This is a genomic window from Xanthocytophaga agilis (genome assembly GCF_030068605.1).
Taxonomy (GTDB): domain Bacteria; phylum Bacteroidota; class Bacteroidia; order Cytophagales; family 172606-1; genus Xanthocytophaga; species Xanthocytophaga agilis.
In genome coordinates this window covers 550,677-575,386 of the sequence record NZ_JASJOU010000003.1, presented here as the reverse complement: position 1 = coordinate 575,386, position 24,710 = coordinate 550,677, and the positions used below count along the sequence as shown (strand labels likewise).

The window sequence follows — 24,710 nt, the reverse complement described above, 5'->3', positions numbered from 1 at the left end:
TTAATTCTGTTATTCTACTTCATGACAGCATGTCATATGCTGGATGTGCCTGTTACATCAGAGTTAACCCCAGATGTATTCCCTCAGGATTCAATTCAATTTATTCAAGCTTCAGGGCCTGCATATGCAGCTTTAAGAGGTAATTATGCACTAGATTACTGGTTCACTCAGACGTTAAGTACCGACGAGGCAATATTACCTGCCAGAGGCGGTAACTGGTATGATAACCAGGGATATCTTAGAATGCACTATCATACCTGGACAACTGATACAGGCTGGCCATCCAGTAGCTGGAGTTGGTTATCCAGAGTGATTGGGACTACTAATCAGGCACTAGCCATTCTAGGGGAAAATATTCCAGCTACGTCTTCTTCCAAGTCATCGAAACTTGCGGAACTCAAAATGGTAAGAGCACTTGCCTATTTTATGATGGTAGACTTATATGGAAATGTTCCTATTGATACTGCGTATGGGGACTTTGAACCTCGTGCTAATTCTTCCCGAACAGAAGTATTCAACTTTATTGAATCAGAAGTAAATGCTGCATTACCTTTTCTGAGTGAAGAAACTGGTACATTGATGTACGGAAGATGTAATAAATGGATGGCGTATGCGCTGTTGGCAAAGATGTACCTGAATGCAGAAGTTTATACCGGAACAAAACGTAATGACGAATGTATTGCAGCTTGTGATAAAATCATCAGCTCTGGTAAGTATGGCATAGAGTCTATGAGTTCGTATCTGCAAATGTTTTATCCAACGAATGGTCCTCAGATGAAAGAATTCATTTTTGCTATACCATATGATCCTACAGCTGCACCTCTTGCAAATACAAATGGCTATATGTATCGTGCCCGTTATGATGTACCACGTTCAATGAGAGCAAAATTCAAATTACCGTTTACTCCAAGTGCACCAGAGAGTACTTTGCCTGAATTTTACGCTCACTTCAATGATGAAAATGATGTACGTAATGGTCAATGGCTAACAGGAAAGCAATATAATACTGATGGTACTCCACTAACAGTTACGACAACCAAAAAAGGATATGATGAAACATATGCAGGTACTGATGGAGATGCCAGTTATACGTATCAGGTAGAATTGAGTCCTGAAATTGTATTAAGACGCAGTGTTGTAAACTTTGATTTGGGAAATGATGAGATTGCCTGGAATATGGGTTATCGAAATATTAAATTCTATCCAGATGCTTCATCTGCTAACCGGAATCAAAATAATGATATGCCTGTGTTTCGTTACTCTGATATTCTTTTAATGAAAGCAGAAGCTATACTTCGTGGAGGTGCGCCAACATCGGGACATACTGCTCTTTCATTAGTAAATCAGGTACGTGCAAACAGAACTACTTCCAGCCCTTGGACTGCTGTAACGTTGGATGATTTGTATGAAGAAAGAAGTCGTGAATTTGCCTATGAAGCTTGGCATCGCAATGATATGATTCGCTTTGGGAAATACGAAGATTCTTGGGGATTCAAGACTAATGCGGATACTTATCGGCGGATTTTCCCTATTCCAGTTTCTGCAATTGTTTTAAATCCAAAATTAGTTCAAAATCCAGGTTATTAATATATTATAAGCTCTTCCTGATAAATCAGTAAAATGTTTGCCAGGAAGAGCTTATAAATCTGATACCGGGTTGATTATTTGGTTTCTGAGTAGTTAACTTGTAAGTATTCTTAAAAGTTTGTACTAATCCCTTAACTCTCAATTATTATAACCCTATGAACCAGAAATTCACAGAAAAGGAAGTATCTCCATTATCCAGTATGGAAGAATGGGAAGACGATTTGTTAAAGCGTTATCCTGATCCGGATGAGTCTGTAAAGACTAAAGAAGAGTATCGAAATTATGTTGATTCTGAACGGGTAGATACTGTGCGTGAGTTTTACCGACTTAACCATACCTATCAAACCTATGATTTTGTAAAGGAGAAGAGAGCTGATTTTCTGAAATTTGATAAGCGGGAAATGTCATTATGGGAAGCGGTAGATTTTCTGAATACACTGGTAGATGACTCTGACCCGGATACCAGCCTGGATCAGTTACAGCACTTGCTCCAAACTTCAGAAGCCATTCGGGCTGATGGCCATCCGGACTGGTTTGTATTGACTGGATTTATGCATGATATGGGTAAAGTGTTGTGTCTGTTTGGAGAACCTCAGTGGGCGGTAGTAGGAGATACTTTCCCTGTTGGATGCCAGCATTCAGACAAGATCGTTTATCCTGAGTTTTTTGCTGCAAATCCTGATTCTACAGATGAACGCTATAATACAAAATATGGCATTTACGAACCTAACTGTGGATTAGATAATGTGCGTATGTCATGGGGGCACGATGAATACCTGTATCAGATGATGAAAGACTATTTGCCAGAACCTGCCTTGTATATGATTCGTTATCACTCATTCTACTCACAACATCGCGAAAATGCCTATTCCCATCTGATGACAGAGCATGACCATAAAATGTTTGAATGGGTAAATAAATTCAATCCCTACGATCTGTACTCAAAAGTTCCTGTACCTCCTGATGCCAAAGCACTCAGACCTTACTATGAAGATTTGGTAGCTAAGTACTTGCCATCTACATTAAAATTTTAAAAGTTAATTAAAGCAACCTGGTACAACTCTCTGGCAGAATGTCTTATTTGTCAGAGAGTTTTTTATAGATAGGCGATCTTCTTGCCAATATGCATACAAATCAGAAACCACACCTAAAACGATTACAGTCTCTGGATGCTCTCAGAGGATTTGATATGTTCTGGATTATTAGTGGAGAAGGGTTAATTCATTCCTGGGCCAGTGCATCTGACAATTCACTGATTGACTGGATGTCCGACCAACTACATCATTCAGATTGGAATGGATTTACGTTTTATGATCTGATATTTCCTCTTTTTATTTTTATAGCTGGGGTTTCTATGCCTTATTCCATGGGAAAACAGCTGGAAGGAAGTTCTGCTGAGAACAAATCAGCTATTCGACAAAAGATTTTGTGGCATCTTCTAAAGCGTACACTCATCCTGATCATTTTGGGAATGGTTGTCAACGGATTGCTGAAGTGGCAAGGATATGACAACACCCGGTTTGCCAGTGTACTTGGACGTATCGCCTTATCGTGTTTTTTTGCCGGACTTATTTTTCTTTACTGTAATCTCAGAGGGCAACTGCTGTGGTTTGCAGGATTATTGATTGGTTATTGGGTTGTTATGAAGTTTATTCCTGTTCCAGGATTTGGTGCAGGTGTTCTTACTCCCGAAGGAAATATGGAGGCATATATAGATCGTATATTGTTGCCAGGTAAACTGCATCGGAAAGTTTACGACCCTGAAGGATTTCTATCTACCATTCCTGCTATTGCTAATGCCCTGATGGGAATTTTTACAGGCCAATTTCTACGGTGGTCGTCTATTGGATGGACACCCCTCAAAAAAGGATTTCTTATGATTCCAGTAGGGCTTTTACTTATTGGTATTGCCTGGATCTGGCATTTGGATTTTCCCATTAATAAAAATATGTGGACCAGTTCATTTGTGTTGCTTACCTGTGGCTGGAGCCTGCTGTTTCTTTCTACTTTTTATCTGATTATTGATGTTGCCGGATTTCAGAAATGGTCTATGCCTCTGGTATGGATAGGAATGAATTCGATTACTATATATATGGCCTCACATGGAGTTATTGATTTTGAACATACTACTGTTTTTCTTTTTGGAGGGTTGATTAAGTTTGCAGAGGCAGCCTGGCAGCCAGTATGGCTGGCCGCTGGAATTGTCGCTGTACAACTAGGGTTCCTATACTTTTTATATCAGCAAAAGTGGTTCTTAAAAGTATAAAAAGAACCACTAAGTATCAGATTGAACAACGAATATTCTACATAAATTTTTGCGTATACATGTATTTTAAGCGAATTCTACTAGTAGGAGCTATCCATCTGTTTTTTACATCCTATGTGATGGCTCAGCTCAATGTACAAGCCTCTGAAGCTTTTGTAAAAAGAATATTACCCAATGAATCTCAGTACTTTCAGGTGGAAGCATTAGCTCCTGAAAAAGGAAAAGATGCATTTGAAATAGAAAGTAAGAATGGTAAAATTATTCTTAGAGGAAGTACCGGAGTGGCAATAGGATCTGCTTTATATTACTATCTGACAGAATATGCCCATTGCCAGATTACATGGAATGGAACAAATTTAAAACTACCTGCTTCTCTGCCTGTTGTACCTGAAAAGGTTCACAAGAATACACCCTATCATTACCGTTATTATCTGAACTACTGTACCTTCAACTACAGCATGAGCTGGTGGGATTGGGAACGCTGGCAAAAAGAGATAGACTGGATGGCATTGCATGGGATCAATATGCCTCTGGCAATTACCGGAGAAGAATATACATGGTATGAAGTATATAAGGAAATGGGATTTACGGATCAGGATTTACAAGCATTCTTTAGTGGCCCGTCATATTTCTCCTGGTTCTGGATGGGAAACCTGGATGCATGGGGTGGTCCACTTCCTGTAAGCTGGATGCAAAGCCACAAAGAATTGCAGCAAAAGATTGTTGCTCGTGAACGTGAATTAGGAATGAAACCTGTACTGCCTGCATTTACAGGGCACGTTCCTGCTGCCTTTCGTCATCGCTTTCCTCATGCTAAACTGAAAGCTACCAACTGGACCAATGGGTTTGCAGATACCTATATATTGGACTCGGAAGATCCTATGTTTGCTGAGATTGGTAAGAAGTTTCTACAGAAACAAACTACTTTATTTGGTACAGATCACTTGTATTCCGCAGATACCTTCAACGAAAACGAGCCACCCTCTGATGAGCCTGAATTTTTGTCTAAGCTGAGTGCGCGTGTATATGAAGGAATGCGACAAGCAGATCCACAAGCTGTATGGGTTATGCAGGGATGGTTATTCTACAGTGATCGCAAATTCTGGAAAGCTCCACAAATCAAAGCTTTACTGGATGCCGTCCCCAATGACCATATGATTGTGCTGGATCTGGCCACAGAAATAGAACCTGTATGGAAAAGTACTGAGGCATTTTATGGCAAACCCTGGATCTGGAATATGCTAAATAATTTTGGGGGTAATGTCAATCTGTTTGGACGGATAGAAGGGGCTGCAAAAGGTCCCGCCGAGGCATTGCATGATCCGAAAAGTGGCAATTTGAAAGGAATTGGACTCACTATGGAAGCTATTGAGCAGAATCCTGTTTTATATGAACTGATGATGGCCAACACCTGGAGAGATCAACCTATTAATCTGGATAAATGGTTGCCTGATTATATCCGAAATCGTTATGGTAATACCAATGAACATACTTTAGCAGCCTGGCAGATTTTGAAAACAACTGTCTACAATGGCAAAGCCATTCGGGATGGAGCTGAATCAATTGTAACAGGACGACCTACCTTTGATTCAACCACAGTATGGACACGCACTAAACTGAATTATCCTCCTGTTGAACTTTTACCAGCCTGGCAACATCTGGTTCAGGCGATCAACACATGCAAGTCCAGTGATGGATTCCAGTATGATCTGGTGGATGTCACGCGACAGGTGCTGGCTAATTATGCCCTGCCTCTACAGAAAAAATGGGTACAGGCTTACAAACAAAAGAATCAGGCGGATTTTCAGAAATATAGCAAAGAGTTTATTGAGTTGATTGATGATATGAATAAGTTGCTGGGAACACGAAAAGATTTTCTGTTGGGAAAATGGATTGCTGAAGCGCGTAGTTGTGGCACCACAGCAGAAGAAAAAGCTTTGTATGAACAGAATGCCCGTGATCTGGTAACTCTATGGGGAGATGAAAACAGTCCATTACATGAATATTCCAATCGTCAGTGGAATGGGTTGCTAAGTGATTTTTATAAACCCAGATGGCAACAGTTTTTCCAGCGAGTGAATGAAGCGTTAGTTTCCGGAAAGGAAATAGACTTAGCTGCTTTTGAAAAGGAAATTAAAAAATGGGAATGGGAGTGGGTTACTGAACAAAAAGCCTTTGCGGATAAACCTGTGGGTGTGTCAGTGGATGTAGCCCGACAACTATATAAGAAGTATTGGAAGAAGGTACAGGCTGCTTATGCAATTTAAAATAGAGTTAGATTGTAGTTGAATTTTAATTGAGCAGCCATGAAAAAAGCAATTCTGCTTTGTATTTGCATTATACATAGTATCATAGGTATTTGTCAGCAAACAGTAATTACTATTACTTCCTATGGAGCTAAACCGGATGGTAGGAGCAATAATACTTCTGCAATCCAGAAAGCTATTGATGATATCTCTAAAAAAGGAGGGAAGGTGATCATTCCTGCTGGGTATTTCCTGACAGGAGGACTGTATCTGCGTTCTAATGTAGAACTCCATCTGGAAGAAGGGGCAGTTTTGTTAGGAAGTACCAATCGGTTGGATTATACCAAAGGAGAAGGAAAACTGGCCTTACTAACAGGCTTTAATCTTACCAATGTGTCAATCACTGGCCAAGGAACCATAGATGGGCAGGGAAGAGAATTGGTGGTAAATCTATACGAATTACTGAATAAGAATCTAATTCAGGATCCGGAGTGGAGAATCAAGCGTCCTACAGAAGCTAATCGTCCGATGATACTTGGGTTAGAGAAATCAAAAAATATCCGTGTTTCAGGTATTACTTTTAAAGACGCCTCTGGATGGGTACAGAACTACCAGAATTGTGAAGATGTAACTATTGATCATATTCGGGTGGAAAGTGTTGCTTACTGGAACAATGATGGTATTGATATTGTCGATACAAAGAATGTTACCATTAAAGATTGCTTTATTAATTCAGCCGATGATGGTATTTGTTTGAAATCAGAAGACAAAGAAGGAGTATGTGAAAATATAACAATCAAGAACTGTACGATTCGGTCTAGTGCTAATGCTTTTAAGATTGGAACCGGTTCAATGGGCGCTTTTCGGAATATTGTAGTTGAGAATCTGACAGTATATGATACATATCGTTCGGCTATTGCCTTGGAGACAGTAGATGGCGCAATCATTGAAAAGGTCAGGATTAAACATGTTCGGGCTACTCACACAGGCAATGCAATTTTTATTCGTTTGGGGCATCGTAATACAGGAAATCAATATGGTATCTTACGGGATGTACTTATTCAGGATGTAAGGGCTGAAATTCCTGCCAGTAAACCTGATGCAGGCTACCCTGTAGAAGGACCTCTTCCGAAGGTGCCTCCACATAATCTAATCCCCTCTTCCATTACCGGATTACCCGGACATCCTGTTCAAAATGTACAACTGGAAAATATTGAGATTGTGTATGGAGGAGGAGCCTCTAAAACCAAAGCGTTTGTTTCAACAGATTCACTTCATCTGGTTCCGGAGCAAATACCTAATTATCCGGAGTTCTCTATGTTTGGAGAACTGCCTGCCTGGGGCTTTTATGTGCGACATGCTGAAGGGATTGAATTTTCAAATGTAAAACTATCATTGGTAAAAGAAGATTTTCGGCCTGCTTGTGTCTTTGATGATATTAAAGGATTAAAACTTTCAGGAGTAGAGTCTGGCAATGCTACAACAAAACCGGTTTGGATTTTGAATAAAGTGGCCAAACCAGTACTAACAGAAGTGAAATCTTCCTTTTCAGAGGCCGAATCTCTAAAGATTCAATAGTTCTCTGTTTTTGTAGTAGTCCATCTTCTGGGCTTATTATTATGTTTTTTCTGATTTATATATAACAAGCCATCCAATTTATGAAAAAAGTAATTAGTGCCTTATTCATCTCCCTCCTGAGCTTTCAACTTGTACAGGCACAGAAAAAAGAATTAACCAAACATCCAGATGCACTTAACTTTCTGGTTATGGGCGACTGGGGCCGTAATGGAGAGGATCATCAAAAACCTGTTGCCACACAAATGGGCAAAGCCGCCAAAACACTCTCAACAGATTTCATTATAGCAACCGGAGATAATTTTTATCCCAGTGGAGTCATTAGTGAGCATGATCCCCTCTGGAAATATTCCTTTGAGGATATCTATACTGATTTTTCGCTACAATGGGACTGGTATCCGGTGTTAGGAAATCATGATTATAAGTCTAATCCAGATGCGCAGGTTGCCTATTCAAAAATCAGCCGTCGCTGGAAGATGCCCGCCCGCTATTATTCCAAGATCTTTTCAATCCATGGTGACACTACTAAACAGGTATTGATTGCCTTTATTGATACCAATCCATTGATACCACAGTTTTATAAAGGAGAATATAGCAATGCCACCATTGGACAGGATAGTACAGCACAGAAACGTTGGTTGGAAGGTGTGTTAGCTAATAACTCTCCTACTATCAAGTGGAAGATTGTGGTAGGGCATCATCCCTTATTTACTGCCACCCAAAAACGTAGAGAAAGCTATGACACACGAGCTGTAAGAGCTTCTCTAAAATCCGTATTGGACAAATACAAAGTAGACGCCTATCTCTGTGGGCATGATCATGATCTGCAACATTTATTGCCAGAAGGCAAGACTCATTATTTTGTATCAGGATCTGCATCCGAAAAGACAGAAATCGGGACTCTGCCTATCAGCAAGTTGGCGCTGTCTGAGTATGGCTTTATGGCCTTCTCTGTTACGGATAAAAAGCTATATGTGCAGGTCATTAACCATGAAGGGAACATTGTGTATACTACAGAATTAACAAAATAGAAATCAAGCTATCTGAAGAAATTTAGCTTCCGTATTTAACTCTTCAAGTTCATGAAAAATGCTATTCTTTTTATTGGTTGTCTGATAAGTACCTTTTCTGTTATTGGTCAACAGAAAGTCTTTACTATTACTACCTATGGTGCAAAGCCAGATGGCGAAACTCATAATACACAAGCTATTCAGAAAGCAATTGATGAGGCAAGTGCAGCAGGTGGAGGGAGAGTTCTAATTCCTGCCGGTCGATTTGTAACGGGAGTATTACATATGAAATCCAATGTGGGATTATATTTGGCTGAAAATGCTGTTTTGTTAGGAACATCCCGTCGTAGTGAGTATGGTCCTAAAAAAGCTTCCGCCTTGCTGGTTGCTGATGGTCAGAAAAATATATCCATTACAGGCAAAGGAACTATTGATGGGCAGTCCGACAAACTGATTGAGGATATTTATCGTATGTTAAAAGCTGGTACACTAGAGGATAATGAATGGCAAACCGAAAATCCCTGGCATCAGATACGTCCAGCTGAAGATAATCGCCCGAAGCTATTGGAATGGCGGAATTGTGATGGTGTACAGATAAAAGGCATTACCTTTCGGGATGGTACCGACTGGATACAAAAGTATGTAAATTGTACAAACCTGATTATTGATAGTATCAGGGTAGAAAGTACTACGTTTCTGAACAATGATGGCATTGATGTGGTAGATTGTCGACATGTGAAAATCACAAATAGCTTTATCAATGCTGCAGATGATGGTATTTGCCTCAAGTCAGAAGATCGGAATCGTAAAAACATCTGTGAGGATATTTATATCGCCAATTGTAAAGTTCGTTCCAGTGCCAGTGCTTTAAAATTTGGAACAGCTTCCTGGAGTGGTTTCAAAGACATTACCGTGCGGGATCTGGTAATTTATGATACATATCGTTCTGCCATTGCATTGGAAGTAGTGGATGGTGGCTTTATGGAAAACATAGATATTCGAAACATCAAAGCAACCAATACCGGAAATGCTATTTTTATTCGTATTGGACATCGCAATAAAGATACTGTTCAAAGTCACTTACGTCATATTTACATTGGCAATGTAACAGTGGAAGTACCCAAAGGAAAACCTGATAAAGGATATCGCGAAGAAGGACCTGTTGTGAGAGAACCCCATAATGTATACCCATCTTCCATTGTAGGTTTACCAGATTATCCGATAGAAGATGTTGTACTGGAAAATATAGAGGTAAAATATGAAGGAGGTGCCAGTAAAGAGGTTGCCTATGTGAGTCCAGATGCATTGACACAGATTCCTGAGAAAATTTCAGATTATCCGGAGTTTTCTATGTTTGGAGAGCTGCCTGCCTGGGGCTTTTATGTGCGACATGCAAAGGGTGTCACTATGAAGAATGTAAAAATAAGTTATAAAGATGAAGACTTCCGGATTCCTATGATCTTTGATGATGTAAAAGCTTTAAAGCTTGTGGATGTTTCCATTCCTACAGTGAAAAGTGCTCCAGCTATCCTGCTTCACAAAACAGACAATGCTACTGTTAAAAAAATAGTTTCACCATTGAGTAAGACAGAAACAGTGAAGATCCAGAAGTAAATTGATATCTGTATCCAACGTGTATCTATAATCTAACAAATGTGGATACACGTTTTTTATAAAATCAACTAGTAGAAAAATTTATTCTTTTTTAACGTATAAACTTTTTCATCTACAGAACTGGTTCAGCTGAGTCTATATTTCCACATTTTAGATAATATACTATGTGAAATTAAACAAACAGCTATCATTATTGTTAAGCACTTATAACTTGACAAACATAAGAATTACTTCTATATGTTGATTTTTAGAAGATTTTCGATCGACATAGATGGGATTAAGGATGAAAAAGATAATTTTATAACGTTCTGTAAAGTAATCTGTTAATCAAACATTTATTGGTATACTATTTTTTGTCATTTACCAGCATAGAAAGTATATTTTTAAATTTTGTATAGCAGACTATAAACTATTGATTTGAGATTTTTATTTATGGAGATATTATTCTACCAGTGTTACTGGATTTGGTATTGTTACTTGATTCTTGTATTTTTTTTTATATCTTAGAAACCTCAATCAAACCTCAAAGCATTGTTCTTATAAAGAAGCTGTTTCCATTTAGCTTTTTAAACTTAGAATCTTTAAATACCGGAAAAGAGCAGGAGTAAATCCATTATTAAATCATAATAACATCGGGCAAATTGTATGATTATATTATACAGATAATTTGCTATATGATATTAGATCTATCTTATCTCATATTTTATTTTAGAGGGATATGTCTGTTACTGCATCTGATTTTTTGGTTCAGCACAATGTTTCCATTATAGGAGAATCGAGTAAACCCACTATAGTTTTTGCTCATGGTTTTGGTACAGATCAGTCGGCCTGGCGTTTTGTGAAAGATGCTTTTGCTGATAAATACCGCCTTATTTTATTTGATAATGCAGGATCAGGCAAGGTAGATCCCGCTTTATACAGTCCTCTTCTGTATAATTCTTTGTATAGCTATGTAGGAGACCTATTACAAGTTTGCTCAGATCTTTTGTTGAAAGATGTGATCCTGATAGGCCATTCTGTGAGTGGAATGCTGGGATTATTAGCATCTATCCAATCTCCTCATTTCTTTTCAAAACTCATATGTCTGAGTTCTTCTCCCAGATATCTGAATGATAGTGACTCTGGCTATATAGGTGGTTTTGAACAGGCAGATCTGGATCAACTGTATGATAACATGCAGCAAAACTACTTCACATGGGTAAGTGGATTTGCACCATTGGCAATGAACATGCCTCATCGACCTGGATTAGGGAATGAATTTGCCAGAACATTAGGAGAAATCCGTCCTGATATTGCATTAAGTGTTTCCAGAACTATTTTTCAGTCAGATCACCGAAAAGATTTACCTGCTGTACAAAAGCCTGTACTGCTTATTCATGCACATGAAGATATTGCTGTCCCTCATCAGGTAGGAGCCTATTTGAATGCTAGTATTCGGGAAAGTAATTTGTTATATATAAATGCAAAGGGACATTTTCCACATATGTCAGCACCAGGGGAAGTGATACAGGCAATAGGTACTTTTTTATAAAATACATGAAAATAATGGATCGATCTAAATTGCCAGAATATGAAGAATTATCGAAGTGGCTTGAAAAGATGTATGCATTTCTTTCTGGTTTACAGAATATTAATAAGAATGTAAATGGTTTGGAGCGGATAAATCTTGTCTTATCTCTAATCAAAGAATTGGCAACCGCAGATTCGTTACTACTTGTAAAGGCAGCAGATAGTCTGACTGCCCAGATTATCTTAGCTCAGCCACCAATAGAGAATACTTACAGTTTTAGATCTCAGGTTTATAAATCATTGTTGGTTGGTAACAAATCAGAACCTTTATTAATAGACGATCCTCATCTCTTGAAAAGTCTGGAAAGTGTAACAGGTACAGATATACAATTTGTTGCGTTAATTCCTGTTTTTAGAGCCTATTTTGAGGGAGTGGTTATGCTTACATGGAAGAGTGTGGTTCAGGTAGATAATTTTTTTCGGTTATTCTTGACTTGTTGTCAGGTTCATTTGTGTGAAATACTGGAAGCGTTCTATCAACAACGTAGCTTTGAAGGAGAATTAACACAGTTTTATGAATTGACCAGGCATATGTCACAAGGATGTCTATTTATAAATGATAGTTCACCTACAACCTATGTGAATGAGGCAGCATCCAAATGGTTAAATATCGCCCCAGGTGAGCATCCGGCAGAACAGGTTTCTAACCGTATGTATGAACTTCGGATGAAAGCTGTTAACCAGGATGAGATTTCAGGACAGGCTGTAAAAGTTTTCTCACGATCTGTTATAAAGGACTGGTTTTGGAAATACGATATCCCAGTCTCTTTAGTCCTGAAAGTTTCCTGTATCCCAATGAATGGAGATTTGCTGAATGGTAAACTTTGGTTGTTTGATGACGTAACTTCTGAAATCCAGTTACAGGAGCAATTACACATAGTAAATCAAAGTTTGACAATCACCAACGAAAAGCTTGCTGCACAGAATCGGTTTGTAGAACTTATCAATATAACCATTCCGCATAAAGTAGCAGTAATAGATATAAATACACTTGTTACAATTTATTCAAACAGACCTGTTGATGTACCAGTAACAGCTGATGTATTACATCCTGATGACTATATTCAATATACTAAGTATTTCTACGATTTTGCAAACGCAAAAGATCACGAAGTCCGTATTCTTCATTATAAAATCATCCAGGAAGATAATCAGTATGCTTTTATGAGAATGAATGGAGTAGTTTTTCAACGGGGACAGGATAGTATTCCAGAACAGGTATTAGTGATTGTTGAAGATATCACACAGTTGAAAAAGACGGAAGTAGAATTAATGGAAACAGTTGCTGCATTAAAACAACATCAAAAAGAATTGAGTGTACTTAATGAAGAGATGTTAACCACAAATGAAAAGCTTCATACATCACATATACATCTGCTGGAACAAAAAACATTTGTAGAACAGATTATTTCCACCACTCCCAGTACCATATACATACTTGATCTTGCGTCACGACAGACTATTTACATGAGCAGAGAAGATATGGCGGAATTTATGGTTGAATTATATCCAGATCTTACACGATCTAATTTTGTCATTCATCCAGATGATTTTCATGTGTACCTAAACTTTTTTGAGGCATGTCAGCATGCTCTGGATAATGAGATTTGCAAAACAGAAGTACGTATCAAACATCATAAGGGTACATATCATTATCTATTGCTTCGACAGACCGTTTTCCGTCGCAATGTAGACGGTATACCGGATCAGTTTATCGGAACTACACAGGATATTACTTACCTGAAAGACACAGAAAATACTTTGCAGGATGCCATATATGCACTGGAAGCAAAACATGGTGAGATGGAGACACTCAATGAAGAATTAATTGCCGCTAATGAAGAATTAACATCTACAAACGAAGAACTGCTGATATTGACAGAGCAGATGAAAGCCGCTACATTGGAGATCCAGCGTCTGGCTGCCGAAAAATTAGAGATAAGTGAGCAGAAATATATGGATCTTACAGAGAACATGCGCGAGATCTTTGTTGTGTTTGATCAGGAATTGCGCTATGTCTATGTCAACAAAGCTGCTGAGCTGAATGCAGGTCTGGATCGGAAGTATATACTTGGTAAAAAGTCGCATGAGCTCTTTGACGAGGAAATGAGCCAGGCTATAGAGTTCCATGTACAAAAGGTCATTGATACAGGCGCTTCTTCTAACTCAACTACTACTTTTCAATACAAAAGTCAATGGGTGTATCTGGTAATAAATCTTTATCCTACCACTACAAATGGTGCTTTTGCTATTATACAGAATGTTACAGAGGAGGTAATGGCAGAGTTCCGTTTTAAAGACCTGGCTGAGAGCATTACAGAACCTATTGTTATGCTGGATCAGGACTTTAGATATATCTATTGGAATAAAGCGACAGAAAAAAGTACAGGAAAGCATCTGAAGGATATTTTAGGTAAAACACCTTTTGAAGCACTTGGGGAAGATTACTACAATCAGTACAGAGATCGGTTTGATACTTATCAAAGAGTAATGAAGACCGGGATTCAGGAGGTGGTTTCTACAACTATACTTCGAGATGAAAGACTTACTTATCTGGAGATTGCGGTCTATCCAACTCAACAAAAAGGCGTTTTGGCAATTACTCGGAATATAACTGCCAGAATCGAAGCAGAGAAAAATTATCATGAGTTGGGTGAGAGTATAACGGATTCTATTTTATTACTGGATAAAGAACTTCGTTATCAGTATATGAATGCTACCGCTGAAGAGTATACAGGTTTCAGATTGGCTGAGGTGAAGGGACGAAAACTGGAGGATGTATTAGTACAAAGACAACTAAGTTCAGACTATATGGAAATAGCTCGGGAACGTCTGAAGGTATACAGGCAGGTAATGGCAACAGGAGTCTCAACAGAGTTGGACGATGTTGAGTATTACAGAAATGAGGAAAGGCGATTTCATATTTATGTCTACCCTTCCATAAGAGGAGGAGTGTTGGTTATTTCCAGAGATGTATCCAAGTTGTATCAGGCTGAGCAAAATTATCGGGATCTGGCAGATAGTATTACCGATATATTTTTCTCTTTGGACAAAGATCTGCGATATACTTACTATAACCGAGCCAGTGAAAGATTTACGGGAAGATCATCTGAACAGTTGATAGGTAAAAGTGTATATGACATACTACCAGGATTAAAAGGATCACCTATTGAAGAAAAAATACTTGAGGTAATAAAGACAAGAACTCCCCAGAATTTCACCAATAAACTGATATATCAGGGACAAATGTATTATCATCGAATGTATTTTTACCCTACCCGGTCAGGCGTTTCTGTTCTTGCCAGAGATATCACAGAAAGGATGCATCTTACCAAAAAGCTGGAAGAGGACAAACAACAGCTGGAGTTAGCCTTACGAAGTGGGGAACTTGGATTATGGGATTGGAATATACAAACAGGAGATATCGATTATAATGATCAATGGCTGGAGATATTAGGCTATAAACGGGGAGAACTTGTACAGCGAATTGAAAACTGGATAGATCTTATACATCCGGATGACCTGGAGGCTACAACGGGAATAATGGAAGGTCATTTGAAGAACCAAACTTCTTATTATCAGGCTGAACTTCGACTTTTAACCAAATCAGGCACCTGGAAATGGGTATATGATATGGGAAAGGTGATAGTTCGTGATGAGAGTGGAAAACCTATACGGGCAACAGGTATCATCATGGATATTACCCAAAAGAAACAATATGAGCTAAAAATAGAGCAGCTAAACGAAGAACTTGAACAAAAAGTTAAGGAACGGACCGTGCAACTGATTGCTGCCAATAAGGAATTGGAAGCATTTTCCTATTCTGTTTCTCACGATCTTCGCATTCCATTACGGAGTATTGATGGTTTTAGCAGAGCCTTACAGGAAGATTATGCTGAGAAGCTGGACATTGAAGGCATTGAATATTTGAATACTATTCGTAGCGCTACCCAGAAAATGGGGCAGTTGATTGAAGATCTGATGAAATTAGCCAAAGTAACTAAATCAGAAGTCAATAAAGAGGCTGTTAATCTAAGTACAATAGCTTATTCTATCTTGAAAGACTTACAGAAGGAGAGTCCTGGACGCAAAGTTGTTACCCGCATTTCTGATGATCTGATAGTGATGGGAGATGAGAAGCTTCTGGGTATTGCATTACAGAATTTACTGAACAATGCCTGGAAATATACAGGAAAAAGAGAAGAAACAGTTATTGAGTTGGGTAAAATAACAGAGAATGAAACCCCTGTATATTATATCAAAGATAATGGGGTCGGCTTTGATATGAAGTACGCTGATAAATTATTCCAGCCTTTTCAGCGTTTGCACTCCAAACGAGATTTTGAAGGGACAGGAGTTGGATTGGCTACTGTACAACGTATTATCGCAAAACATGGAGGACATATCTGGACTGAAGCAGCTCCCGATAAAGGAGCTACCTTCTTTTTTACATTGTGGGAAATATTTTAACTATAGAGCTGAAGTAATTAAAAGGTTTTGGGTCTGAAAAAAATAGGGTTATGTTGCGTCTCTTATTAATAGAAGATTCGGAGCTGGATGAGAGAATCCTGATCCGACATTTGAATAAAGCTCTTCTTCCATTTTCATATGTGACAGTTGATACTATGCCTGCTCTTTCCTCTTTGTTGGAACAGGAAGAGTGGGATATTATCATATCCGATTATAATTTACCTGATTTTACCGGAATCAATGTGATAGAGACCGTAAAACAATCAGAGAAAGATATTCCGATTATTATCGTTTCAGGCAACATAGGTGAAGAGACCGCTGTAGAGGCAATGCATGCCGGTGCGGATGATTATCTGATGAAAGACAACCTGACGCGATTGGCTCCTGCCATAGAGCGGGCTATTCGGGAGGCTGAAAACAGAAGGCAAAAGCGGCAGGCTGATAAAGAAATAATTGATGCAAAGGCACAACTGGAAGCCTACTTCAATAGTAGTATTCAGGCAATCTATCTGTTAGATTCCTCATACTGCATTCAACGTCTGAATACAATGGCCCGGACGAGCACATTTCATCTGCTGGATAAAGAGCCTCAAATCGGTGACTCCATGCTCAAGTATATACCTGAAGAACTACATATTCCGTTTAAGCGAAACATCTTGCTTTGTTTGCAGGGGGAGATGGTTACTGAGGAACGATTAATGAAGTTAGCCAATCAAAAAGAACGCTGGTTTCAAATACGCTATTCTCCTGTATATGATGAACAGGACAGAATTACAAGAATTGCTGTGAGCCTTCTGGATATTACAACTCGTATCAAAGCAGAAGCAGAAGCAAAAGAATTTCAGTCCAGACTGGAAGGTATCATCCATTCTGCTATGGATGCTATTATCACTATTGATAATCATCAGAAGATTGTAATGATCAATGAGGCTGGGGAAAAAATGTTTGGTTATACTGCAAATACCTTATTGGATCAGGCAATTGATATATTAATTCCTGTACGTTATCGTAGCAGACATGCTGATTTTATCTGGCAATTTGGGGAGTCTAAAAAGACAACACGTTTAATGGGATCTGAATCGGATGTATTGTATGGTCTTCATGCCAGTGGAAAAGAATTTCCTATTGAAGCATCCATCTCACAGGTAACGGTAGCTCAGAATCGATATTATACTGTAATTATCAGAGATATAACGATAAGGGTAGACGCTCAGGAACAGGAACGTCGTTTAAATCGGGAGCTAATTCGTCAAAACGAGCAGTTACAACAGTTTGGATATATCACATCCCACAATATTCGTGGACCAGTAGCAACATTGTTGGGACTGATGAACCTTTTGCAGGATGAAGAAGTAAGTGAAGTAGTAAATAAAGAAATTGTGCATCACATCAAGTCTACATTGGTAAAGCTGGATACAGTTATCAGGGATTTGAATACAATCCTAGAATATCATAAGCCTGTAAGCCGTATCAAGGAAGTCATAGTATTAGAAGATCTATGTCAGGACGTTTGCGGACTTATTATCCCCGTACGAAAAGATGTGGATTACTATATGGAGACATGTTTTGATGAAGTACCTACTATCTTTTCTGTAAGAAGTTATATTCATAGTATCTTTTATAATCTGATCTCAAATGCTTTTAAATTCAGATCGACAGAAAGGAAACTATGTTTGAAAATAAAGTCATATACAGACGGAAATTCTGTGTTTATTTCGTTTGAAGATAATGGCTTGGGAATCGATCTAGCCTCCTATCAGGATAGTATATTTGGAATGCATAAGCGCTTCCATATTGAAATTGAGGGCAAAGGTTTAGGGTTATATCTAGTTAAAACCCAAGTAAACGCATTGAATGGAGAAATAAGCTTACGAAGTGAACTTACTAAGGGAACAACGTTTATTGTAAGCTTACCAAAGGTATAAATGTTGTTCCCTTGTAAGTCAACTAGTTTTATCGCTTAATAAAGGGTTTGCGAGTAAATTTGATTGAAGTTGGACATTCTGGCTTACCATATTTGTTAAATGGCCAAATCAGGTATTCAAATTTCAACATTAATGTGGCATATCCATCCTTGCGGTTTGCATTTCCGCGTTGAGCTCCTGCTTCCCGAAAAGGTTGATTAACTTCAGGACCTCGATCTGCCAACTGGGCTCGAATATTGTCAGTTATATTGGCACTTCCTACATATGTAGTACTTACATCATCCAGATAATCTGAGAAGGTAAACCGATAGGCTCCTTCCAAACTAAATCCAATCCGACGGCTTATTTCAAATCGCACACCCATACCGAAAGGAATTACAGCTGTGGCTCCACTATATGATACATCTTCTGTTTTAAAGCGTCTCAGGTAATAGGTTGTGTTGTTTAATGTAGTATAAGGATTCACAGTAGTAAAACCCAATCCTGCCCATACATATGGATTGACAATCAAGCCCTGACCGCGCATAGGATTTTCTACATCAAATAATTCATACATAAGTCCGGCATATCCTTCAAAATTTCGGGATTGAAAAGAAAGATTTCTTTGCCAGTTTTTTCCTCCGACGTCTGTACCTGAAAGCTGATAAAAACTAAATTCTGTTTTAAGGCTAAGGTGAGGCGCAAATTTATACAATATCCCTCCACTGAAAATAGTATTAATACGTTCACCCACATCGTTTAAATCTCCTGAATAGGAGGTAATACCACCACCTATTGTGAATTTAAGGGAGCGATCTATGTTTGAGCCAAATTGCTTGTTCTGAAAATAGCCACTTTTTTTGGTTTGAGCGTTCAGACAGATAGGGCTTACCATCCCTATGCACCAGCAAGAAAAAAGTAGTAGATATTTCATTGAAACAGAAGAATTGTACATATAGATAACGAAAAATGTATGAGTAGCGTACATAGGTACTATACGCATAAATACCTTTTTTTATAAAATAGTAAACGTATGTAAGAAATTACTTGTAAAATGATAGTTTTTTGATTTGTTAATTTGCTGATTGGTAGTTGTATATGAATTCTCTAGTCAGATAACTAATTTGAAAACATAGACTTTTCATGTAAGCCTGAATCAAGAAATAGAAATAAAACCAGAAATAACGGCAAAAGATAGCAAAAACTTGCCTGTTTTTAAACAGTAAGTTTTTTAATTCGGTTACTTATCTCATTTAATTCTTCCGATACATCTGTTTCAGATTCCCACTTGCGTATTTTTTCTTGTGTATTGAGTAAGAACTGCCGATAAGCTTCTGATTCTTCACGCATCGGACGATGTGATAAGGCCTGAGTGATTTTTGCCCACTCCTGTAAAAAATGAAGCATAGATTTGTCCATGTAAGTGTTTACAAAAAGCTGCCATATATACTCTTCTGCTACTTCAGAAGGATGGATCATATCTGCTTTGTAGAAACGATAGTCTCGTAAATCGTCCATCATAATTTCATAGGCAGGAAAATAGCTGATATTCGAAAATCGTTCTGTCAGATGATGACACACAACCCGTAATAGGGATTTGCTGGCGCTATTGAGTATAAGTGTATCCTTGATATGACGGACCGGACTAACTGTCAGAATTATCTTGAGATTTGGATTGCTTACTATTAACTGTGAGAACACATTTTCCAGTGCAGACAGAATTTCTACTTCAGATAACATTCGTTTGGTAAATACATGCTGTCCTGACACCTTATGACAATTATTTACCACTTGTTGATCACTGGTAAGTTGATAGATAATCGAAGTACCTAAGGTAAGGATCAGAAAATCTACTTGTTTAAAAAATAAGGATGTCTGCCGGATGGAATTTTCAAGCTTTGTTGTTAATTCTTCTTGTGTAGATGCACTCAAACGGGAGTGGAAGTCATAATGATACCAATAATCCTGTACCTGCACAAATCTGTCAGGGTTTATAATTTGTTGGTTTAATGACATCCCTAGCAACTGGGCTAGGGAGATGGGATTAAAAACAGTGCCATAGGGGTTGACAAGTACTTTTAGTTTATTGTGGTATAAGCGAGTTCCCATTACGTCTGCAAAGCAGGAGCCTAAAGTTACTACATGAGATTGTAGAGAGAGACGAAAAGGTGAGGAGAGAGGCGAAATACTGGTTCGAAACTCCATATCGACAAGTTTTGATTGGATAAATTGCCTATAAAACAAAAAGCGTTTCGATATCGAAACGCTTTTCATATAACAGTTTGTATTAAAAGACTCTATTTTATATTAGTCTCCTATTACATTAAATTTAATTTTATGTTTTACTTCTTTGTGAAGATCAAGAGTAGCTGTATAGTTACCAACTGATTTTACTTCACTATCCAAAGAGATTTTCTTTCTGTCAACTTCGAATCCTTTAGAACGCAGAGCATCAGAAATTTGTGTAGTAGTTACTTTTCCGAAGATTTTACCACTTTCACCTACTTTGGCTGCAATTTCAAGTGTGATATCACCAATATTTGCTGCTAGTTCTTCTGCATCTTTACGAAGTTTCTCCGCTTTGTGAGCAACTTGTTTCACATTTTCTGCCTGAATCTTTTTAGCTGACTCGGTAGCCACAATTGCATATCCCTTTGGAATTAGGAAATTGCGAGCATATCCGGGACGAACCTGTACCAGGTCGTTTTTATAGCCTAATCCCGCTATGTCTTCTTTTAAGATAATTTCAATCATATGAATATAAATCTTTAGTCGTTAGTTGAAAATAGTTAGTCATTAGTAGAAAAGAACAATTGACTTGTTACTAACAACTAACCGATAACATATTATTTCAGACCATCCGCTACATACGGTAACAGAGCCAGGTGTCTGGCACGTTTGATCGCTAATGTAACTTTACGCTGATACTTCAAGCTTGTTCCTGTAATACGACGAGGTAAAATTTTACCTTGTTCGTTGATGAACTTCAACAGGAAGTTTGCGTCTTTATAGTCGATATATTTGATACCGTTTTTCTTAAAGCGACAATACTTTTTGCGGGTATCGGTTTTATGCAAAGGCTCGTTTTGTAATGTCATGATTTAGTTCTCCTTTTCTGTAGTTGAAACTTCTTTTTGCTCTTTCTTTCTTCCAACCAGACCTTTCCGGCGACGTTCGTTGTAGTCGATTGCATACTTATCAAGAACCGTTGTCAGGAAGCGTATGATTTTTTCATCGCGGCGGTACTCGATTTCAAGAGTACTTACTTTCAGAGGATCTGCTTTGAACTCAATCAAATAATAGAAGCCATTGCTTTTGTGCTGAATCGGATAGGCTAGCTTGCGTAGTCCCCAGTTTTCTTCGTGGATAATCTCAGCTCCAATAGATTCCTGAAGCACTTTTTTGAATTTTTCGACCGCATCCTTCATCTGAACTTCAGATAAAACGGGAGTTAAAATGAATACGGTCTCATAATTTTTCGTCATGATAAAATGAACTTTTTGTTATGAGATAAATTTTTCGAGGCGCAAAGGTAGAAATATTATTATTTCTATCCAAATAGATACCATCTATTTTACATCAGAAAGTAGTGTTTATTTGATTGATACCAAAACAATACAAAAAAAGACGATCAGTCTGTTGATCGTCTTTCGCTGAGAGTTATATACTATTACTTTATCTTATTTTACTACAAAAGAGCCAGAACCGATCTGGAATTCATCCGCATATAATTCTACTGTATGTTTTCCAGCTTTATAAGGGCTACCTTTCGCAAATACAAAGTCTACTTTTTGACGGGTTTTGTCATATAAGATATCTTTTTTGGCAGTATAAAAAGCCTCTTTTCCATCAATGGTAAAAGTTCCGCCACCAGTTGCCATATCGAATACAGCTGCTCCATCAGGTTCTACCAGACGCATATATACAGTATGGGTACCTGCTTCTGAAATTTTGTTTTCAGCTATATCAAATAAGATTTTGATGCGATCAATTTTTTTGCTCTTATATTCACCGCCATCGCGTTCTTTACCTTTTTCGTTCAGTACATTTATCACTAAGTTTTCAGCTTTTAATGCTCCTCCAACACGCACTTTTTCTGCCAGATCTCGTTTTTGGGTCTCTATTGTACTAATAGAGTCTGTCAAACGTACTTGCTTGCTTTTCAATTCTGAATTCTGTCCATACAATGTTTCATTCTGTTGTTTGAGCACTGCAAGCTCCTCATCTTTCGCTACCAGCATCTCTTCATATTTCTTGATTTGTGCTATGTATTTTTTGCGCTCTGAAACTGAAGAGTTTTTCAGGTATACTTTATCTTTTTCCAGTTGTTCTTTTACTTTTTGAAGCGATTCTACATCACCACCCAGCTTTTGAACTTCTGCAATACGTTTGTCATATTCCTGCTCCAGAGAATCTAGTTTGGCTAGTGTAGCATCTTTTTCTGCTTCTACTGTTTGATTGGTTTGAGTAAGCGCTTTGTTTTTATCACGCTCTTTTAAATTTAAATAGAATAAGACACCATTAAGAGCAACTAAAATAGCGATAAGAGCCGTCAGCAAAATTTTTCTGCTGTTTGATTTTTCAGGCGTTTGTTCAGTCATAAGATTTGTTAAGTGAAATTAGTTAACGAAAGAATTTTACGTAATATTATTTTTTTTGTTACAGAGTCTGTTAACCTATATCTGATAGCTTGTCTTAAAACAAAGGAATCCAAAGGTTATGAGCACTATTGTGCCTTTACTAAAATTATTACAGAGTTGTTTTATACGGTTTGGATCTAAATACGAAATTTTTGGAAAAAAGTTTAAACAAAGATGTTAAAAAATATTAAATCAAGAATTTATACCAGTCTTTTAATAAAAATGTTTTAATAGCCAATCATCGTTCTATAGTAGTTTACTTGATCCCTTTCCAAATACTATTTTGGTAGAGTATAAAAAAAACTGTAAAAATTCATGCCTAATTGGTTGAGATCTCCCATTGGTTAAGATGAGGAAGTGTATGATAGGCTGTCATATCAAAGCCACAAGGTACAATAGAGATATATCCATTATTGAGTGCCCACATATCTGTATCCTCACCTTTATCCAGATCAACAAATTCTCCATTCATCCAGAAATAAGGTCTACCATGAGGGTCGGTGCGTTTTTCAAAGTTCTCTGTATATTTAGCCTGAGCTTGCCTACATATCTTAACACCTTTAATAGGACCCTCTGTCTGAGAAGGAATATTGACATTTAGTGCAACATGTGAAGGTAATCCTGACGTCAATACCTGCAAAGCAATCTGTTTAACATATTCAAGACAATGAGAAAAGTCTGCTGTCAGAGAATAGTCGCATAAAGAAAATCCAATAGCTGGTAATCCTTCAATAGCTGCTTCTATGGCAGCAGACATTGTACCTGAGTATAATACACTGATAGAAGAATTACTACCATGATTGATACCACTTACTACCAGATCCGGACGACGATTTTTTAATACATGGTGTTTAGCAAGTTTGACGCAATCTGCAGGTGTGCCAGAACATTCATAAGCTTCTATTCCCTCCGTTTCGAAAGCAATAGAACTATCTAGTCGTAAAGTATTACCTATAGTGATAGCATGCCCCATGCCTGATTGAGGGCTGTTCGGAGCAACCACTACAACTTCTCCAATCTGATGCATGGTTTCTACCAAAGCTCTGATACCACGGGAGGTAATACCATCATCATTGGATACTAATATAAGCGGTTTTCGTTTAGTCATATAAAAAAGATAGATAGAAAAATAGTGGCCAAATATAAACACATAAGTATAGTAACTATTCATACTTACTGACTTTGTCCTTATAATTTGAATAATTGTATTGGTTGATAATTCGGATCAAATCATCTTTGTCATTGTAACGTAAATCTGAGTCTTCTATAAACGTTCGGATATAGCCGGATTTATCTTTGAGCAGGTATTCAAAATCTTTTCTTGTGCCCCGATAGACACGTATTTTGCCATCTGCAAAACCAAAATAAAAATCGAAAGATAGTTGTGCCTGTGTATATCTGCCTCCAGCCCATGTATTCTGAACGACAACAATTTTTTCGCGGCCAAGCAATGATACGGTGCCTTCTGTCAACATCTCAAATATGGTAGGCGAAACATATCTGTTATTTAATGCATATGGGAATACATAAAAATTTCTATCTCTTTTGCTTGCAGGATCATAGGCTTGTATCCATTTGATCTGGCGGGAAGTGTAGGTTTTGACTGTATTGTTTGCAAGATAAATCTGCACAAGGTTGTTATCCAGTTCAAAACGGAGTGTACATTGTATAGTATCACCTTCACTGTCCTGTAGAAGAAGTTTCCCTTTTACCCAGTCTGCGCCAAATACATTGATCTGGCCCTGTACTGATGGTATAAGTAAAACACTGAAGGCCAAAAAGAAATAAATAGTTATCCGCATATGGGCAAAGGTAAGTAGTGCGGAAAC

General features: G+C 38.0%; 18 protein-coding genes. 10 read left to right on the top strand and 8 right to left on the bottom strand.

Annotated elements, in window-relative coordinates; translation table 11 throughout:
• Window positions 1-21: 21 nt before the first annotated feature.
• The 10 genes from QNI22_RS12690 (at window position 22) to QNI22_RS12645 (ending at window position 18,262) form a co-directional block, all read left to right on the top strand.
• Window positions 22-1,587 carry a RagB/SusD family nutrient uptake outer membrane protein gene (locus QNI22_RS12690; protein ID WP_314511000.1) on the top strand — a complete coding sequence of 522 codons (1,566 nt, stop codon included), beginning with the start codon at window positions 22-24 and terminating at the stop codon, window positions 1,585-1,587.
• A gap of 155 nt (window positions 1,588-1,742) precedes the next feature.
• On the top strand, window positions 1,743-2,621 hold the full coding sequence (locus tag QNI22_RS12685; RefSeq protein WP_314510999.1) for an inositol oxygenase family protein: 879 nt from the start codon (window positions 1,743-1,745) through the stop codon (window positions 2,619-2,621).
• Window positions 2,622-2,710: 89 nt separating this feature from the next.
• The gene (locus tag QNI22_RS12680) at window positions 2,711-3,853 is read left to right on the top strand and encodes an acyltransferase family protein (RefSeq protein ID WP_314510998.1); all 1,143 of its coding nucleotides are present in this window, start codon (window positions 2,711-2,713) and stop codon (window positions 3,851-3,853) included.
• A gap of 59 nt (window positions 3,854-3,912) precedes the next feature.
• On the top strand, window positions 3,913-6,120 hold the full coding sequence (locus tag QNI22_RS12675) for an alpha-N-acetylglucosaminidase (protein WP_314510997.1): 2,208 nt from the start codon (window positions 3,913-3,915) through the stop codon (window positions 6,118-6,120).
• Between the two features lie 39 nt (window positions 6,121-6,159).
• The gene (locus QNI22_RS12670) at window positions 6,160-7,677 is read left to right on the top strand and encodes a glycoside hydrolase family 28 protein (protein WP_314510996.1); all 1,518 of its coding nucleotides are present in this window, start codon (window positions 6,160-6,162) and stop codon (window positions 7,675-7,677) included.
• Window positions 7,678-7,757: 80 nt separating this feature from the next.
• The gene (locus QNI22_RS12665; RefSeq protein WP_314510995.1) at window positions 7,758-8,705 is read left to right on the top strand and encodes a purple acid phosphatase family protein; all 948 of its coding nucleotides are present in this window, start codon (window positions 7,758-7,760) and stop codon (window positions 8,703-8,705) included.
• 51 nt (window positions 8,706-8,756) lie between these two features.
• On the top strand, window positions 8,757-10,298 hold the full coding sequence (locus tag QNI22_RS12660) for a glycoside hydrolase family 28 protein (RefSeq protein ID WP_314510994.1): 1,542 nt from the start codon (window positions 8,757-8,759) through the stop codon (window positions 10,296-10,298).
• Between the two features lie 718 nt (window positions 10,299-11,016).
• On the top strand, window positions 11,017-11,829 hold the full coding sequence (locus QNI22_RS12655; RefSeq protein ID WP_314510993.1) for an alpha/beta fold hydrolase: 813 nt from the start codon (window positions 11,017-11,019) through the stop codon (window positions 11,827-11,829).
• A 14-nt stretch (window positions 11,830-11,843) separates the two neighbouring features.
• Window positions 11,844-16,337 carry a PAS domain S-box protein gene (locus tag QNI22_RS12650; protein WP_314510992.1) on the top strand — a complete coding sequence of 1,498 codons (4,494 nt, stop codon included), beginning with the start codon at window positions 11,844-11,846 and terminating at the stop codon, window positions 16,335-16,337.
• Between the two features lie 50 nt (window positions 16,338-16,387).
• Window positions 16,388-18,262 (top strand): PAS domain S-box protein, encoded by a 1,875-nt coding sequence (locus tag QNI22_RS12645; protein ID WP_314510991.1) that lies wholly within the window; start codon window positions 16,388-16,390, stop codon window positions 18,260-18,262.
• 28 nt (window positions 18,263-18,290) lie between these two features.
• Here the strand turns inward: QNI22_RS12645 and QNI22_RS12640 are convergent, their stop codons facing one another.
• The 8 genes from QNI22_RS12640 to QNI22_RS12605 form a co-directional block, all read right to left on the bottom strand.
• Entirely contained in the window at window positions 18,291-19,175 is an 885-nt protein-coding gene (locus tag QNI22_RS12640) for a DUF6089 family protein (protein ID WP_314510990.1), read from the bottom strand.
• A gap of 281 nt (window positions 19,176-19,456) precedes the next feature.
• Window positions 19,457-20,446 (bottom strand): GSCFA domain-containing protein, encoded by a 990-nt coding sequence (locus QNI22_RS12635; RefSeq protein WP_314510989.1) that lies wholly within the window; start codon window positions 20,444-20,446, stop codon window positions 19,457-19,459.
• 102 nt (window positions 20,447-20,548) lie between these two features.
• Entirely contained in the window at window positions 20,549-20,992 is a 444-nt protein-coding gene (rplI, locus tag QNI22_RS12630) for a 50S ribosomal protein L9 (RefSeq protein ID WP_313996744.1), read from the bottom strand.
• A gap of 95 nt (window positions 20,993-21,087) precedes the next feature.
• Window positions 21,088-21,339: a 30S ribosomal protein S18 gene (gene rpsR / locus QNI22_RS12625; RefSeq protein WP_313975968.1), complete on the bottom strand. Its 252-nt coding sequence runs from the start codon at window positions 21,337-21,339 to the stop codon at window positions 21,088-21,090.
• Window positions 21,340-21,342: 3 nt separating this feature from the next.
• Entirely contained in the window at window positions 21,343-21,729 is a 387-nt protein-coding gene (gene rpsF, locus QNI22_RS12620) for a 30S ribosomal protein S6 (RefSeq protein WP_314511151.1), read from the bottom strand.
• Between the two features lie 192 nt (window positions 21,730-21,921).
• Window positions 21,922-22,842, bottom strand: coding sequence for a hypothetical protein (locus QNI22_RS12615; protein ID WP_314510988.1), 921 nt, complete (start codon window positions 22,840-22,842; stop codon window positions 21,922-21,924).
• 358 nt (window positions 22,843-23,200) lie between these two features.
• Window positions 23,201-23,989 carry a 5'/3'-nucleotidase SurE gene (gene surE, locus QNI22_RS12610; RefSeq protein ID WP_314510987.1) on the bottom strand — a complete coding sequence of 263 codons (789 nt, stop codon included), beginning with the start codon at window positions 23,987-23,989 and terminating at the stop codon, window positions 23,201-23,203.
• 55 nt (window positions 23,990-24,044) lie between these two features.
• Window positions 24,045-24,683, bottom strand: a complete 639-nt coding sequence (locus tag QNI22_RS12605; protein WP_314510986.1) for a hypothetical protein — start codon at window positions 24,681-24,683, stop codon at window positions 24,045-24,047.
• Window positions 24,684-24,710: the final 27 nt, after the last annotated feature.

Excerpts from the sequence above, each read along its gene's own strand:
- QNI22_RS12690 (WP_314511000.1), top strand. The coding sequence starts at position 22 with ATGACAGCATGTCATATGCTGGATGTGCCTGTTACATCAGAGTTAACC.
- QNI22_RS12665 (WP_314510995.1), top strand. The coding sequence starts at position 7,758 with ATGAAAAAAGTAATTAGTGCCTTATTCATCTCCCTCCTGAGCTTTCAA.
- QNI22_RS12640 (WP_314510990.1), bottom strand. The coding sequence starts at position 19,175 with ATGAAATATCTACTACTTTTTTCTTGCTGGTGCATAGGGATGGTAAGC.
- QNI22_RS12680 (WP_314510998.1), top strand. The coding sequence starts at position 2,711 with ATGCATACAAATCAGAAACCACACCTAAAACGATTACAGTCTCTGGAT.
- QNI22_RS12605 (WP_314510986.1), bottom strand. The coding sequence starts at position 24,683 with ATGCGGATAACTATTTATTTCTTTTTGGCCTTCAGTGTTTTACTTATA.
- rpsR (WP_313975968.1), bottom strand. The coding sequence starts at position 21,339 with ATGACATTACAAAACGAGCCTTTGCATAAAACCGATACCCGCAAAAAG.
- QNI22_RS12615 (WP_314510988.1), bottom strand. The coding sequence starts at position 22,842 with ATGACTGAACAAACGCCTGAAAAATCAAACAGCAGAAAAATTTTGCTG.
- QNI22_RS12650 (WP_314510992.1), top strand. The coding sequence starts at position 11,844 with ATGGATCGATCTAAATTGCCAGAATATGAAGAATTATCGAAGTGGCTT.
- QNI22_RS12655 (WP_314510993.1), top strand. The coding sequence starts at position 11,017 with ATGTCTGTTACTGCATCTGATTTTTTGGTTCAGCACAATGTTTCCATT.
- surE (WP_314510987.1), bottom strand. The coding sequence starts at position 23,989 with ATGACTAAACGAAAACCGCTTATATTAGTATCCAATGATGATGGTATT.
- QNI22_RS12635 (WP_314510989.1), bottom strand. The coding sequence starts at position 20,446 with ATGGAGTTTCGAACCAGTATTTCGCCTCTCTCCTCACCTTTTCGTCTC.
- QNI22_RS12660 (WP_314510994.1), top strand. The coding sequence starts at position 8,757 with ATGAAAAATGCTATTCTTTTTATTGGTTGTCTGATAAGTACCTTTTCT.
- QNI22_RS12645 (WP_314510991.1), top strand. The coding sequence starts at position 16,388 with ATGTTGCGTCTCTTATTAATAGAAGATTCGGAGCTGGATGAGAGAATC.
- QNI22_RS12675 (WP_314510997.1), top strand. The coding sequence starts at position 3,913 with ATGTATTTTAAGCGAATTCTACTAGTAGGAGCTATCCATCTGTTTTTT.
- QNI22_RS12670 (WP_314510996.1), top strand. The coding sequence starts at position 6,160 with ATGAAAAAAGCAATTCTGCTTTGTATTTGCATTATACATAGTATCATA.
- QNI22_RS12685 (WP_314510999.1), top strand. The coding sequence starts at position 1,743 with ATGAACCAGAAATTCACAGAAAAGGAAGTATCTCCATTATCCAGTATG.